This is a genomic window from Peribacillus sp. NPDC097675 (assembly GCF_050277655.1).
Taxonomy (GTDB): Bacteria; Bacillota; Bacilli; order Bacillales; family DSM-1321; genus Peribacillus.
This window is the reverse complement of sequence record NZ_JBNNSK010000005.1, coordinates 52785-68197: the sequence shown is the minus strand read 5'-3', so window position 1 is coordinate 68197 and position 15413 is coordinate 52785. Positions and strand designations below refer to the sequence as shown.

At 38.8% G+C, this 15413-nt stretch carries 13 protein-coding genes and 1 pseudogene; 11 read left to right on the top strand and 3 right to left on the bottom strand.

The genetic code is table 11. From position 1 onward, the window contains the following. Positions 1–112 precede the first annotated feature (112 nt). The 8 genes from ACQKL5_RS09190 to ACQKL5_RS09155 all read left to right on the top strand — a co-directional run bounded on the left by ACQKL5_RS09190 (position 113) and on the right by ACQKL5_RS09155 (position 8371). Complete coding sequence (locus tag ACQKL5_RS09190) at positions 113–1255, top strand: M20 metallopeptidase family protein (RefSeq protein WP_427608165.1); 1143 nt, start codon at positions 113–115, stop codon at positions 1253–1255. A 193-nt stretch (positions 1256–1448) separates the two neighbouring features. Further along, positions 1449–1985, top strand: a complete 537-nt coding sequence (locus ACQKL5_RS09185) for a GNAT family N-acetyltransferase (protein ID WP_427608163.1) — start codon at positions 1449–1451, stop codon at positions 1983–1985. A gap of 6 nt (positions 1986–1991) precedes the next feature. Then, positions 1992–2339 carry a DUF4279 domain-containing protein gene (locus ACQKL5_RS09180; RefSeq protein WP_427608480.1) on the top strand — a complete coding sequence of 116 codons (348 nt, stop codon included), beginning with the start codon at positions 1992–1994 and terminating at the stop codon, positions 2337–2339. A 303-nt stretch (positions 2340–2642) separates the two neighbouring features. After that, positions 2643–3401 carry an SDR family NAD(P)-dependent oxidoreductase gene (locus ACQKL5_RS09175; protein WP_427608161.1) on the top strand — a complete coding sequence of 253 codons (759 nt, stop codon included), beginning with the start codon at positions 2643–2645 and terminating at the stop codon, positions 3399–3401. Positions 3402–3545: 144 nt separating this feature from the next. Further along, the gene (locus tag ACQKL5_RS09170) at positions 3546–4130 is read left to right on the top strand and encodes a helix-turn-helix domain-containing protein (RefSeq protein ID WP_427608160.1); all 585 of its coding nucleotides are present in this window, start codon (positions 3546–3548) and stop codon (positions 4128–4130) included. A gap of 195 nt (positions 4131–4325) precedes the next feature. Continuing rightward, positions 4326–5387: an LLM class flavin-dependent oxidoreductase gene (locus ACQKL5_RS09165; RefSeq protein ID WP_427608159.1), complete on the top strand. Its 1062-nt coding sequence runs from the start codon at positions 4326–4328 to the stop codon at positions 5385–5387. Between the two features lie 203 nt (positions 5388–5590). Next, the gene (locus tag ACQKL5_RS09160) at positions 5591–6118 is read left to right on the top strand and encodes a DUF1456 family protein (protein ID WP_427608157.1); all 528 of its coding nucleotides are present in this window, start codon (positions 5591–5593) and stop codon (positions 6116–6118) included. 312 nt (positions 6119–6430) lie between these two features. Further along, the gene (locus ACQKL5_RS09155; RefSeq protein ID WP_427608155.1) at positions 6431–8371 is read left to right on the top strand and encodes a DNA/RNA helicase domain-containing protein; all 1941 of its coding nucleotides are present in this window, start codon (positions 6431–6433) and stop codon (positions 8369–8371) included. 503 nt (positions 8372–8874) lie between these two features. On the opposite strand, the gene ACQKL5_RS09150 is transcribed toward ACQKL5_RS09155, so the two are convergent. The 3 genes from ACQKL5_RS09150 to ACQKL5_RS09140 all read right to left on the bottom strand — a co-directional run bounded on the left by ACQKL5_RS09150 (position 8875) and on the right by ACQKL5_RS09140 (position 12582). After that, on the bottom strand, positions 8875–9978 hold the full coding sequence (locus ACQKL5_RS09150; protein WP_427608153.1) for a Ger(x)C family spore germination protein: 1104 nt from the start codon (positions 9976–9978) through the stop codon (positions 8875–8877). Between the two features lie 5 nt (positions 9979–9983). Beyond that, entirely contained in the window at positions 9984–10970 is a 987-nt protein-coding gene (locus ACQKL5_RS09145) for a GerAB/ArcD/ProY family transporter (RefSeq protein WP_427608478.1), read from the bottom strand. A 130-nt stretch (positions 10971–11100) separates the two neighbouring features. Beyond that, complete coding sequence (locus ACQKL5_RS09140; RefSeq protein WP_427608476.1) at positions 11101–12582, bottom strand: spore germination protein; 1482 nt, start codon at positions 12580–12582, stop codon at positions 11101–11103. Positions 12583–12921: 339 nt separating this feature from the next. Between ACQKL5_RS09140 and ACQKL5_RS09135 the strand changes: the two are divergent. The 3 genes and pseudogenes from ACQKL5_RS09135 to ACQKL5_RS09125 form a co-directional block, all read left to right on the top strand. After that, positions 12922–13113: pseudogene (locus ACQKL5_RS09135) on the top strand (DUF4317 family protein); the annotation flags it as partial. Between the two features lie 590 nt (positions 13114–13703). Continuing rightward, positions 13704–14615 (top strand): VanW family protein, encoded by a 912-nt coding sequence (locus ACQKL5_RS09130; protein WP_427608151.1) that lies wholly within the window; start codon positions 13704–13706, stop codon positions 14613–14615. Positions 14616–14878: 263 nt separating this feature from the next. Continuing rightward, a complete protein-coding gene (locus ACQKL5_RS09125; protein ID WP_427608149.1) occupies positions 14879–15238 on the top strand; it encodes a hypothetical protein in 360 nt (119 codons plus the stop codon). The last annotated feature ends 175 nt before the right edge of the window (positions 15239–15413 follow it).

The window sequence follows — 15413 nt, the reverse complement described above, 5'->3', positions numbered from 1 at the left end:
TGGAAGTCTTTTTGCTATTTAACTGCTTCTGATATAATTTAGAGACATAAAAGTCAGGGAATCAGTCTTGGCATGTGCAAAATACAAAATGAAAGAATGAGGAAATTTAAGCATGATCGATCAGTATTTAATCAATCAGGCGATCGAGGACCGCCGCCATCTGCATCAGCACCCTGAGCTTTCAGGAAAAGAATATGAAACGACGGCTTTCATTCGCCACCGCCTGGAAACGCTCGGAATTGAAATTCTTAATTATCAGCCGCCCGGTACAGTGGGATTTGTCAAAGGAACGAAAGGTACCAAAACGATTGCTCTCAGGGCAGATATCGATGCCCTGCCAATCATAGAAGAAGGAGATAAGCCGTATCTTTCAAAAAATCCCGGGGTCGCCCACATGTGCGGCCATGACGGGCATACGGCGGTTTTGCTTGCTGTTGCAGAATGGATCACGAAGCATCGTGAAGAAATCGAGCCAAATATCATGCTGATTTTCCAATCGGCCGAAGAGATTTCACCGAGCGGAGCCGATCAACTGATCAAGCAGGGTGTCCTCGATGAGGTTGATGCCATTTTCGGGATCCATTTGTGGCAGGGGCTGGCGAAAGGGAAAATTGGCTTGCGGCGAGGGCCGATGATGGCTTCCGTTGATGATTTTGAGATTACCATCAAAGGCTCTGGAGGCCATGGATCGATGCCGCATGAGACGGTCGATCCGATTTATATCTCGACCCACATCATCCAGGCACTACAAAGCATAATCAGCCGGTCCTTGAATCCGATGGAGGCTGGCGTGATAACCGTAGGGAAAATCGAAGCCGGCACCACCTATAACATTATTCCCGATTCAGCTAAAATCATTGGCACGATCCGTGCGCTGTCTCCAGGAGCGGTTGACTTGATCCAAAATAAGATTGTCCAGCTGTCGAAAGGCATCAGCCAATCCTTTGGGGCCACAGGAGATGTGCGATTCATCGTTGGAACGCCTCCACTCGTCAATGATCAGAAAGAGGCGGCCTTCATGGAAGACCTCATTTGCGATAGTTTTGGTGAGGACGTATTTGAGCCTGTCGAACCAATCATGGTATCGGAGGATTTCTCGTATTATCTGACGAAAAAACCAGGGGCGTTCATCTTTGTCGGCATGAACGGTGAAAAAAGCCAGTATCCCCATCACCATCCGAGGTTCGACCTTGATGAGGACGTGTTCCCTGAAGCGATTCGCCTTTTTGTTGAAATTTTGAAACGGTATAAATAATTGGAGAAATCGGACTTTCATACTGTAGATAAACTCTCAAAGAACAAGTCTTCCGTTTTCAAGAAGATACGAAACTAAAACATCTCGTGGAGAGTATTCAAACTTAGGAATTTAAACTAAAATACTTCTAAATAGACCAGATATTCACTAAAAAAAATATTTTAGTGTTGAATTAAAGGAGCAATATCGTAAAATGACGATACGTATACGAAAATGTATCCTTGAAGATTTGCCACTACTCCAAATGATTGGTTCCGAAACATTTAATGAGACCTTTAAGGATCAGAATTCCCCTGAAAATATGAAAGTTTATTTGGAAGGGGCCTTTAATTTAACCCAATTACGAACGGAAATATCCAATCTCTCTTCGGAATTCTTTTTTATCTATTGTAATAGAGAAGTCGCCGGGTATTTAAAGGTGAATGTGAGTGAAGCCCAGACGGAAAAGGAGGGTGATGAGGCACTTGAAATTGAGAGGATTTATATAAGAAAGAAATTTCAAGGGCAGGGATTGGGTCATCACCTTATAAATAGAGGAATGGAAATGGCGAAAGAACAGCATAAAAAGAAAATCTGGTTAGGTGTATGGGAAAAGAATGAGGCGGCAATCCAGTTTTATCGGAAAATGGGTTTTACTCAGACTGGAACGCATTCCTTTCACATGGGAGATGAAAAACAAACCGATCTTGTGATGGCTAAAATGCTTAAATCAATACTAAAAAGAGGATGAAACATTCTGGATAAAACGAGAGTAAAGGCTTATTTTAGTGCATACGGGGAGGATTTCCCTTTGGAGATAGTAACGGAAGTCCTTGGAATTAAGCCCACGAAAACCTTTAATAAGGGAGATATCATCAATCACTCTAATCTAGCATCGACTACTAGTAAAAGAAGAAAGCAAACCGATTGGATTTTAAGCACTGGATACCAAGAATCGTACGATATTAATGATCAGTTGAATCCTATTCTAAAATCCCTTGAAGGGAAAACGGAAGAATTAAATCAACTCAAAAAGAACTATCATGTAGAGTTTTCTAGCATAATTCAAGCAGAAATCCAATTTGATTTATATATAGTGAGCTAAGGAAAATTGAAATCTCCACTTAAATTATGACATTTAGAGTATCATTGTTTAACAAAGTATCACCTTCACTCAACCCTGACAAGTACTGCTGTCAGGGTTTTTTAATTTTAAAAAAAGTGGTTTTAATAGAACTTCAGTGAACTTCTAACCCATATATATCCAGTTTTGAATCATATCTACAGGGTAAAGTAAACTATGGTTACTCATGGGGTTGAGCATATTTTGGGTATTTTGGCACGATAAAATATATACTAGAATAGTACCGGTTACCCGGTCCTCATTCATTTAATTGGAGGTTTTATTATGACAACTGAGAATAAAGTAGCGATAATTACAGGAGCCGGAAGTGGTTTAGGACAAGCTACAGCAGTTCGATTGGCTGAAGAAGGAGTCAATATCGTTGTAGTGGACGTTAATGAAAAGGGCGGGAACGAAACGGTGGAAAAGGTGAAAAAATTAGGAGTAGATTCTTTTTTCATCAAAACTGATGTTTCCAAAGCAGAAGAAGTTAAGAACTATGTGGATCAAACAGTAGAGAAATTCGGAAAGATCGATTATTTCTTTAACAATGCAGGAATTTCTGGAAGCGGTAAGTACTTCTTGGATACAGATATTGAAGAAATTGAGAAGATTGTCCAAATCAATTTAATGGGCGCTTTGTATGGCGTTCGTTATGTTGCAGAGGTTATGCTGAAAAATGGCGGTGGATCAATCGTTAATACGGCATCAAGTGCTGGTGTGATTGGACAAGATTCAGTAGTGACCTATTCCGCTACGAAACATGCTATTGCAGGGTTAACGAAGTCCATGGTGGCTGAATACGCAAAAGAAGGTCTGCGTGTGAATGCAATTGCCCCAGGACCAACTGAGACACCTATGGTCAAAGCTTTCTACGAAGCTAACCCGGCCATGAAAGAGAACGCAACGAGTGGGATTCCTCAAAAACGTTTGGGAACTCCGGAAGAGGTTGCGGAACTTGCTACCTTCCTATTCACTTCTAAAGCAGAATATATTAATGGTGAAGTGATTCGCATTGATGGCGGATTTACTAACACAAAATAATAATAGATAAGCAAAAAGCCTGTTCCGATTGGGACAGGTTTTTTGTATGCACTTATTTATAAGGCAGCACTCCAAAACTCCACGGAGCGTTTGTTGCTGGATCGGGTCATACCTTTTATGATGGATGTAGTAGGGGGTGAATCAATGGACAGTAGCAAAGTGGGCCATTTGATTTTACGGTTGCGGAGGGAAAAAGGGTTCACGCAGAAGGATTTGGCCGACAAGATGAACATTTCCGACCGGACTATATCCAAATGGGAGCGTGGCCAAGGGTGTCCGGATATTTCCCTGTTACCGGAATTGTCTGCTCTCCTTGGTGTAAACATTGAACATATTCTGGAGGGTGAACTCGCTTCCAATGATTTTGTAGGAGGAAATATGAAACGATCAAACTATTTTGTGTGCCCGACTTGTGGAAATATCACCTTAAGTACAGGGAACGCAGTTGTTTCTTGTTGTGGAAGAAAGTTGGAGGCACTTGTACCGAAAAAGGGGACGGACGAAGAAAAGCTGGAAGTTACACAGGTTGAAGAGGATTGGTTCATATCAAGCAATCATCCTATGAGCAAGGATCACTATATTTCATTCATTGCTTTTGCTACCGGAGACCAGGTGCAGGTCATCAAACAGTATCCAGAATGGGGGCTGCAAGCCCGCATACCGAAGCGTAAACATGGCATGTTGCTCTGGTACTGCACGCAGCATGGTTTGTTTTATCAGGTGATTTAACTAGTATCTTAAAATGGCAGTTCCCACTAAACGGGACACTGCCTATTAGTGTTGTTCTTTGTTAGGATGACTGTGGATTGAATTTAAGCTTCTATTTAAGCTTCTTTGAAAATTGAGAAATAATAGCGTGATATTGTATGATGAATGATAGAATCAAAAACATGATATAAAGCATACATAGAGGGGGAAATGAACATGGAAATTGGGTTGACTACTTTTGTAGAAACGACACCTGATGTAGAGACGGGTAAGGTACTTAGCCATGCTGAACGTATACGTGAAGTAGTGGAGGAGATTGTATTAGCGGATGAGGTGGGGCTGGATGTTTATGGTGTAGGCGAGCATCATCGGAGGGATTATGCGGCTTCCTCACCAGCTGTCGTGTTGGCCGCGGCTGCTTCACGGACAAAACGAATCCGTCTTACTAGTGCGGTTACGGTATTGTCTTCCGATGACCCGGTAAGAGTGTTTCAGCAGTTTTCGACACTTGACGCGATTTCGAATGGACGTGCGGAAATCATGGCGGGCCGGGGCTCTTTCATCGAGTCGTTTCCGTTATTCGGGTATGATTTGGACGATTATAATGATTTGTTCGATGAGAAGTTGGACCTGCTATTGAAAATCCAGCAATCCGAGAAAGTGACGTGGAGTGGCAAGCATCGTCCAGCCATTCAAAATCGTGGGATTTACCCGATTCCTGTTCAGGATTCTTTACCTGTCTGGATTGCAAGCGGGGGAACTCCCCAATCTGTTGTTCGGGCAGGCATGCTAGGATTGCCACTCGTTCTCGCAATTATTGGGGGAAGCCCAAGGCAATTTGCAGGGCTCGTTCAACTGTATAAAAGAGCGGCCAAAGAGGCGGGGCATGATGTAAGCAAGTTGCCGGTTGCCTCCCATTCACACGGATTCATTGCCGAGAGTACCGATGTTGCAGCAGAGAAATTTTTCCCGTCCACCCAGCAAGCGATGAACGTGTTAGGAAGAGAGCGCGGATGGGGGCAATACACCCGTGAAACGTTTGATTCGGCGCGTAGTTTAGAAGGCGCCCTATATGTCGGTGATGCAGAGACCGTGGCGAAAAAAATCATTCACCTTCGTAAAAATGTGGGCATTACCCGTTTCATGCTGCACGTACCGGTGGGATCAATGCCGCATGAAGATGTGATGAAAGCCATCGAAATACTGGGCAAAGAGGTGGCCCCTATGGTTCGGGAGGAAATAGCGAGATGGGAAGCAGAGGGCGGCGAGGAATCATAAGCCTTTGAGCGGATTCACCCAAACTTAATGTCGGATCCATCTTTTTTAGGTATAATAAAACATACAGTACACTTACAGCATCCGGGAATCTGTAAACGATTCCCGGATTTTCAGTTGCCTTCGTTTATGGTATTGGAAGAATTTACTCGGGTAATGATAATGAGGAAGCTACTGAAATAGGTACGAATATAGGAGGTTTATGGATGCATAATCATGATATTTTAATCAGAGTACGATATGCTCTCGATATAAAAAATAAAGATATGGTAGAGATTTTCAAACTGGGCGGCGTGAACGTGACACAAGAAGAAGTGATGGAGATGCTGACCAAGCCAAAAGAAGACGACTATGACGAATACGAAGACGATGATGTCGATTTTTACGAATATGAAGATGATACAATCAAATGCAATAACAAGATGATGGAGTCCTTCTTGAATGGCCTGATCATTTTCAAAAGAGGCAAACAAGAGCCAAAACCGGGACAACCAGAGAGCCCGGCACCAACTGGCAAGGAAAGTGTGAACAACGTCCTGCTGAAGAAATTGAAAATCGCGCTCACGCTAACAAGCGAGGATATGATTGATATCCTAGGAGACGCAGGAGTCAATATAACCAAAGGGGAATTAGGCGCCATTCTAAGAAAAGAAGGGCACCGGAATTATAAACAGTGCGGCGACCGCTATGCTCGTAACTTCTTAAAAGGATTAACTTTGAAATATAGGGGATAAGCAAAACGCGCCCGATTGTTTTAAATTGTGTATAACGTGTGGATGAAGGCTTGAGTGATGAGGAGAAATTCTTATTGCTTGAGTCTTTTTGTGTATAATTTTTCTCTATTAAATGTGTTAGGCATAAAAACTTATCTGTGCAAACAACAGATAATGAGGTCAAATTTAAACAAGTAACAAGGCAACCAGCCCGATAAATAAAGGGCTCTGCCTTTTTTTATTTCCATATAAGTTCTGTATTGGAACCTTAGTGTACAATAATATAAAGTAGACAATAGATTGTAGAACTACAATGGAAAAGGTGAGCCAGGGATGATTATATATGAGGCGATTAAAAGTGAATTTCTTCAAGATGTTTTTGAAGATAAATTAATAGATAATATCGTAAATAATTACACGGAGAAAGTGGGCCGGATTAATAAAAGTGAATTAAGATCTTGGGATAATTCAATGAAGTACATGCATCTTGTTCTGTTAGATAAGGAAATACCTGATGATGCTGGTGTCGCAATAGAGTTCAAGATTCCTTATACATCAAAGCGGGTCGATTTCTTGATATCCGGCAGTAATAATACGAATCAATCTATTGTAATCGTTGAGCTTAAGCAATGGCAGGATATTGAGAAAGTGGATGGCAAAGAAGCGATTGTTAAGACATTCCTTGGTGGTGGAGTGAGGGAAACCACTCATCCATCTTATCAGGCATGGTCGTATGCGGCGCTAATTGAGGACTACAATGAAAATGTCCAGGATAATCAGATGGAGTTGTACCCATGTGCTTATTTGCATAACTATATCAAAGTGGATGATGATCCAATTATTGATGAGGGCTATCAATATTATGTGGAGAAAGCTCCCGTTTTTCGAAAAGGTGATGCGGCTAAGCTTAGAGAATTCATCAAGACTCATATTAAGTTTGGGGACAATAAGGAAAACTTGTACAAAATTGAGAATGGCAGAATTCGTCCATCTAAATCATTGCAGGATTCCCTCCTTAATATGTTGAAGGGAAATCAAGAATTCGTCATGATTGATGACCAGAAGGTTGTGTACGAAGCAGCAAAGATGCTGGCAAAAGAAGCGCAGAGAACGAATAAAAAGCAAGTGTTAATCGTTAAAGGCGGACCGGGAACAGGAAAATCCGTGTTGGCCATCAACCTGTTAGTGGAGTTGACGGCTCAAAATATGGTTTGTCAGTATGTGACCAAGAATGCCGCTCCACGGGCCATTTACGCTAAAAAGCTAAAAAAAGATTTCCGTAAGGGCCATATTGATAACCTCTTTAAAGGGTCTGGGAGTTATATTGATGTTCCTGAAGATACGTTTGATGTCTTGATTGTGGACGAAGCGCATCGTCTAAATGAAAAGTCCGGGATGTTTAATCATCTTGGTGAGAACCAGATGAAGGAAATCATTTCTGCTTCTAAATTCTCCATCTTTTTTATTGACGAGCGTCAGCGTGTAACGCTAAAGGATGCCGGGAGCATTGAGACGATTCAACAATTTGCAGACCAATATAATGCCAGTGTATCGACTGCCTTATTGGATTCACAGTTCCGGTGCAATGGCTCGGATGGCTATCTTGCATGGATTGATGATGTGCTTCAAATACGGAAAACGGCAAATGAAAGCTATATCGGCAGCAACTATGATTTTCGTGTATATAGTGATCCAGTCGAGATGAGGGATGAAATTTTCAGGATGAATAAGGTGAATAACAAAGCCCGATTATTAGCCGGTTATTGCTGGGATTGGAAGAAGGAAGGCAAGAACAATTCACAGATCCATGATATTGAACTGTCAGATCAATTCAGCATGAGCTGGAATCTCGGTAATTCAGACAGTTGGGCAATAGATGAAAACTCCGTTCAAGAAGTAGGGTGTATCCACACATCTCAAGGGCTGGAATTCGATTATGTAGGCGTGATCATTGGAGATGACATGTACTTCAGTGAAGAAAGAATTCAAACGGATTTTTCAAAGAGAGCCAAAACCGACAGTTCTTTAAAAGGCATTAAAAAGCTATCGAAAGAAGAACCGGAGAAGGCGATGCAGCTGGCTGATGAGATTATCCGGAACACCTATAGGACACTTTTAACTAGAGGACAAAAAGGGTGTTTTGTTTACTGTACAGATAAGGATTTGGAAAACTATTTACTAGAGCGGCTTAGAGAAATCCAAGTACAGTACCAACCTAATGAGTTTTTCGAAGGAAATACGAGTGTGGCTGAGGACCTGGAGGCTTATGAGTGATGGACGCTTGGAATTCAATAAGGGGAACCGTATCATAAGTAAATGAGGTTTTTAGATAAAGTTCAGGAGAAATTATTATATTAACTATTCGACAAATCTTCAAAAAAATTATTTTACAGGGAAAAAAGTATTTTATGAATATACGTCAGAAAAATATTATGATACCCATATAGAACAAAAAGATAATGGTTGGAATTTCTCTTTAACTGAAGAAAGATTTACAGTTCCTTTTGAAAAAAATTATTTGGCGGAGTTTAATGAAGAAGAAGCTGCTGTTATAGTAATACAACATATGGAGTGGATTATTGGTAGCAAACAAACGGTAAAAGAAAAGCCGCAGACATTTTGGAGGAAAGCCAGGCGAATGTGATGAAATCATGGTCATTTCCCAAGTTTTCGACCACAACGTTCGCTTGTGTTATTGTATAATAATTACATAAATTTCATAAAAATATAGATTCTAGGGCCTTTTGTTTACGTTATGAGTTATTCGATAGAAAAAATTAAAGGTTTTGCCTTTTTGAATTTTCATCCGTCAAAGGATCGATATTAATATTGTATTTTATTTTAATGTCCATCTTCTCAAACATTTCAATCCATTTTTTTTCTTCTATTGGTTTTGAGAATGGTCTTTTTGTTTGTATGCCAAGCTGTAATGGATCCACTTTCAATTCTTGCATCTTTTTAACTAGTTCATGTGTTTGCTTTTCAAGATGGGTTTCGATATCTTTTTTCATATATTCTAACTCCTTTGGGTCAAATAATTGCTTCTCTCCCTGGTATTCCTCAATCCTAGTGTCTATATTCACGGTATAGGTCATTGTAGAATAGCTGCTATCGATAGCTACTTTTATTTTAGATCTAACATGACCCAGTACAACTTCAAATTCTTGAATCGGTAAAACTTCTAAGTAGTGATCGTTGTTTATCAGCTGGAAGATACGATCATCTAAAGATGTAATAGTTTCAACTAGCTTGTCATCTTGAAACAAGGCTGTACCTTCATAGTTGCCCCCATCCTCTTGTATTTTGAATACAGGCAAGAAAGGATCTGAATAAGGAGTATAGAGCAAATTTTTAAATTGATGAAGATTAACGACAGTTAATTCTCCTTGGTTTTTTTCCTCATAATGCTTCAGCATTCGGTAAAACGAGTAATCAAAGTTTTCATCTTTGTCCAATTGACTTTCCAAATATTCTTCAAAATTTCCTTTTACGATAACTAAATAGATTCTCGAAGAAATATCCGGGTCAGTCAATAATGCATTTATAATGGACATAATCCCGTCTTTTCCAAGTTCATCACTAATTACCAGCATCCGCATTTGTCCGGATTTAATTTCCTGGTAGAAGTTTAAGTTGTACTTCTGTACATCCTCCTTTAATAAGCTGACTTCATGCGACATAACAATCTTATTTTCTTTACTTAGAGGAGGCAAAATTGTACTGACTTTTAATTTCCCTTTACCCCCCTTACTAATTGACAAAAAGGTAATGGGAGAAATTTCTTCAATAAGGTTATTTTCGGTAAGAGGGGCACAACCAGATAACCAAAAAGTCATAAAAAGGAGTATCAATCTTTTACATATCTTTTTATGTAGACGCATGTTTTTTAACCCCCTCTTTTTTTCATTACTAAAACAATAACAAGTGGAACAAGAAAATAGCTTATGCTTCCAGCTATAATTTGAAGATTAAGTAAAAAGTTCTGCTTCTCTCCAGACTTCCAAAATAATTCATTCACAAGAACCATTCCGATAAAAATAAGGATTACACTGAATAACAAACCTTTTCCACTGGAAGGCTTGCTCATTTTACCAAAAGCTATTTTAGATGCTCCATAAAACAATAGTAGAAATAGAGAAACTGCAAAAACTAAGTTAAATAATTCAAAGGAAAGCATGATCATATCAATTCGTTCAAACACTGGATTTTGAAAATAACGGGCCATATTAATAATTGGATATTGACTTTTACCTAAATAATTGGAACCGAAATAAAATAGGGATGCTATAAATAGGAATACATACTCTACAACGGTGAGAGTGTTGCCATAAGACAAATAGCGAAAGGTTTTATTGTTTGTTTTAAGCCATGGTCCCAAAAATACCAGAAATTCCGGACCAGAATAGGAAGACAAAATTAAAAAAAAAGCTTTCCAATTTTTCACTTCCCACTCCATTGGAATAAGTGGATACAAATCACTGAGTTGAGCTATTGGAGGAAGGAAGAAAAAAACGAAAAATGTGATTATCCAAAATGTACAGAAAAAAGAAATCAACACAAAACGAATGGTATGTTCAACGCCCTTACTTGCGACATAAAAACAGAACAACAAAATAAAAAAGACAAGAAAATTTGTATCTGTTGCTGGAAGCATAAATATTTGAACAATTTCGCTGAATCCTAACGTTATGACGGAAAGTTTAAGTAGAATAAAGAACAACCCGATGAAAGAGAGAAATCGCACCAATTTTTTTCCAAACAATTGGACAAATCCATTATGTCCATTGCTAGATAAACGGGTTAAAAGCCACTTCGATAAAAGAAGAAGGTTTAGTTGGGATAATATCCCTACAGCTATAAGCACCCAAATCATATATGGATTGATCAAGATATTTGGCATAATCAGAAAAAAGTATAGCATTTGGAGGCGATTTACCAACACCATGGCATAAAACCCATTATAGGTTTCATTCTTTTTAAATAATTGGTGGGTTTCCATCAAGTCATCTCCTAGTTTTATATCTCTTCAGTTTTAGAGGTTTAAGATGCTCTGGACGCTCCAACATTTTAACTAATGGCCCTCGAATGAATAAGTCAATCCAATCCTTTCTAAAGAAAGGGGAAACTGGTGAAAAATAGGGTTGCTTGATTGAAGACAAGCTATTAAGATGGGCTAAAATAGCAATGCATCCTAGTGCAATCCCAATTAAACCAAGTAAAGAAGAAAAAACAAGAAGCATCAATTGAATTAATGAATTTGCTTTTGTCATAAGGTAGTTGGGAATAAGAAAGGAAGCTATCGTCGAGATCCCAACCATGACAATTAATACGTTGCTAGCGAATCCAGCCTCAACAGCCCCTTGACCAATCACAATACCACCTATAACCCCAAGTGTTTGACCTGTTTTTGTAGGCATTCTTAAACTTGCTTCTTTTATGATTTCAATAAAAATTAACATGATAAATGCTTCCCAAAAAGGAGTGAAAGGAAGCTTGCTCCTTGAGTCGACCAAGATCAGAAGTGTTTGTATAGGAATCATTTGATAGTGATGGGTTGTCAATGCCACATAGAAAGGAATCAATGTGATTGACAGAATAAAACAGACATATCGGATGATGCGCAAAAAACTGGCAACTACCCATCGATTAATATAGTCCTCGGGTGATTGGAACAAATGGAAAAAAGTAATGGGTGCAACAAGAGCAAATGGTGTATTGTCTACCAGAAGGGTGATCTTTCCTAATCCCAGAGAATAAGAAACTACATCAGGCCGGTCAGTTTGCTGAAACTGTGGAAAAATACTGTTTTGATGTTCCTCCATGAATGCCGCAACTTGTGAGGAGTCAAAGAAGAGATCAAAATTAATTTCAGAAATCTTCTCTTTGACTGTTGAAACAAAATCTGGATTAGTCAGCCCCTCTATGTACATTAAAACAACACTTGTCTCACTCATAGAACCGACAGAAAACTTCTCTGCTTTCAGTTCATGTATGGGGAGTCGTCTTCGAATAAGCGTAATATTGTGTTCTACTTGTTCACTAAAGCTGTCTTTTGCTCCGAACAGGATGGTTTCTGTTTCAGAAGTTTCAATGGCACGTCCAATAGGATTTTTTAATGGCACAGCTAACCAAAGGTTTTGCGAAGAATCAAATAACAAAACGGACCCTGAAAACAACTGTTTTTTTGCCTCTATAAAAATAGTAATGGGAATAATTGAGGAATTCACAATGCAATCTTGAATAGACGGTTTGGAACAATTAGTTAAAGGTTTTATAATATTTTCATTTAATTTTTCTTGGTCAATGAGAGTTCGTATATAAACAAGATGAATTTTTTGAATTTCGGAAATGTCAATTTCTACAAATTCTGCATCATCCATTTGAACGAGGCTTTTTTTCAGAGCTTCTATCGATAATTCTGATTCAGCTATTGATTGAGCAACAAGCTTACTTTCACTTTGTTTTTTTTTCCAAACCAAGTACATCCCACCCCTCTTTTTGAGAAAAAACATTTCTAGTCGTACTTGAAAACTCCATATTCATACATTATTAGCAATTTAATTTTAAAATATACAAAACACGTAGAGGTGCATAACGACCCAAGAGGAACAAAGGCAATCCATAATAGATAGGCCTTCTTCATCTTAAAGATTGTAATAATAAAGAAGTATCAAAAGCTAACTGTAGCTTTTGATGCTCTTTTTTTGTCCAAAGCACGAATCTTACTAGCTAGGGAGTTAAAATTAGAGATGAATAACAAAGATATAGCAGAGATTCGAAAACAGTTTAAGTTGGATAACGATTTACTGAAAATAATGGTGGAAGAAGAGAGGACGCCTACTTTGGATACTAAAGAGATTGAACGTGTGTTGAAGGCGAGCGGCGTAAAAGATGTGAATAGGGAAAAAGCGGAAAGGGCATTTTAGCAGGTAGTTGAAGACAAAACGTATGAAATGAAAGCAAGCCATATCGTTCCGAGTTACGCGTCCAAGTCCATTAAGATCAGCACAAAAGTGTGAAAATTGCGATCAGCCCAATCAACTGTTGATACATTAAAGTACTTAAATGGACTAGAAAATAAAAAATTTGATATAGTTTTTCATGTAGGTGAAAACTATATATTTATAATGAAGAAAATTCTCAGTATAGAGATAATTTAGTTGATGATAATTATTCGGTAAGACTCGGCATGGTTATGGATTTAATATGGAACGTAATTCTTTTGTGATATTCTATTCAACGTTAGTAGATTACTAATTAGTAATCAATATAGTATTTCTTCAATATATGTAGACTAAGAAGAGCAACGAATTTAGCCATCACGGTGAACCATATTATAAGTGAATGGGGTTTATAATATAACCACCTAAATCGTTGAAATAAAGTTCATAAAAGGGTTAACTTTGAAATCTGAAAATTAGTAAAATGCACCCAATTGCTTCAAATTGTGCATAAGCTGTGGATGAAGGCTTGAGTGATAAGGAGAAATCCTTATGCTCGAGCCTTTTTGTGTATAGCTTTTTATATACGTACGACAATATAAAAGGAAGAATTACATTAAAAGGCAACCTCCCGTTCATACTAATGTAGGGAGGTATACCGACATATGATACATATCTGGATAACTGGTCTTTTATTATTTGCTCAACCCGTCGAGCTTTCTGACAGCTTAACGGTGACCCAACAAGGGCAACCCATAGCTAGTCTTGACCGTGAAAACTTTTCACTGCCCCTTCCCGGTACTCCGATGATTGATGATGAAAAATTGCGTACATTCATTGATAAACTTGATCAGCAAGTATACAGAGCTCCTATAAATGCGAGGCTTAACGATCAGGGAGGAATCGTTCCAGGACAGGTAGGCTATAAACTGTACCGACAGGCGTTCAAGGAACAGTTTTATGCCTATTTCTTTGGTAAAGGACCTTCCAAGATAGAGGTGCCAGAAATGGACGTATACCCTAAAGTGGATAGTGAAATACTTGCTCACATTCGGCACCAGAAGATTGGTCAATACGTGACTTATTTTAATTCTAACAATAAAAGTCGTTCACATAATATCTCACTTGCGGCAAAAGCCATTGATAATCACGTTGTCTTTCCTAATGAGACTTTCTCATTTAACCAAGTTGTTGGGAAGAGAACAAAGGACAAGGGGTATATGAGTGCTCCCGTCATCGTAAGAGGTGAATTGTCGGAAGGGGTTGGTGGAGGGATTTGTCAGGTGTCATCCACCTTGTTTAATGCTGTCGATCGTGCCGGACTCCGAATTGACCAGCGCTATTCCCATAGTAGGCGCGTACCTTATGTTCCACCCGGGCGTGACGCTACGGTAAGCTGGTACGGACCTGACTTTCGCTTTCAAAACAAATATAACCAACCGGTATTGATTCGGGCTAAACGATACGGAGGAAGTATGATCGTTACACTTTACTCCTCTGATGTGATTAATAATGAACAGAAAAAAGTTCCCAAGGCTCCATCTCAGTTACCGAAAGAAATGAAAATTAAACCATGATAAAGAATTCAACGAGAGAGCGATTGCTGAATGATGAGCAGTCGCTTTTTTATTAGTCGGATTTAAGAGTTTTATTTCAGGTTGCTTTTAAATGTATTATGAAAAGGAGTGGTATCGTTAGCGACGAATTCTTAATAAGAAGACAAAATGTATCGGAGGACAGCAGAGATGAATTGGCATGAATTGAAAGAGGAATCGGATATCAAGGATTTGCTGGAGCGGTTCGGTTATTTTCATGATGGATGCTTAAGGGAAATGCATATGTGGGGACAGAAACTTATGTAGATGAAGATCTTTCCATGTCTGTTCCGGGAGAATTAGATACGAATGTTAAAATGTTATTTCAACGTCAATATAGCGATCCATCTGCAATAGAATTGCTTTTTGAAGGTGTAACGGGTATTCATATTATTCCTACCCCAGAAAATTATGATTCAATTATCCTGGATGCCATTATTTTAAAAAACAACGGCAATTTTTATTGGGCAGATGACTCTGATTTTCACCCTGCAAAAGGAATGGAAAATAGCGTGAATTGGGTTGCAGCAAAAAAGCTTATGTGGAGAGAAGCAAACGATTGGATGGGCAAGCAAAATCGATATGGGGATAATGAATCGATATAATCGATTTTAGATAGTTTCGGGGAACTGTTTAAAATTTACTGGTATGTTTCTTTTTGTAACCCAAATATGCTCTGCTACAACGTTAGGATGTAGTGCTCCAGTTAAAAAATAGATAATAACAGAGAAAAGCGAAATGGAGAAAATCCATTTCACTTTATTCATAAGATAAAGATAA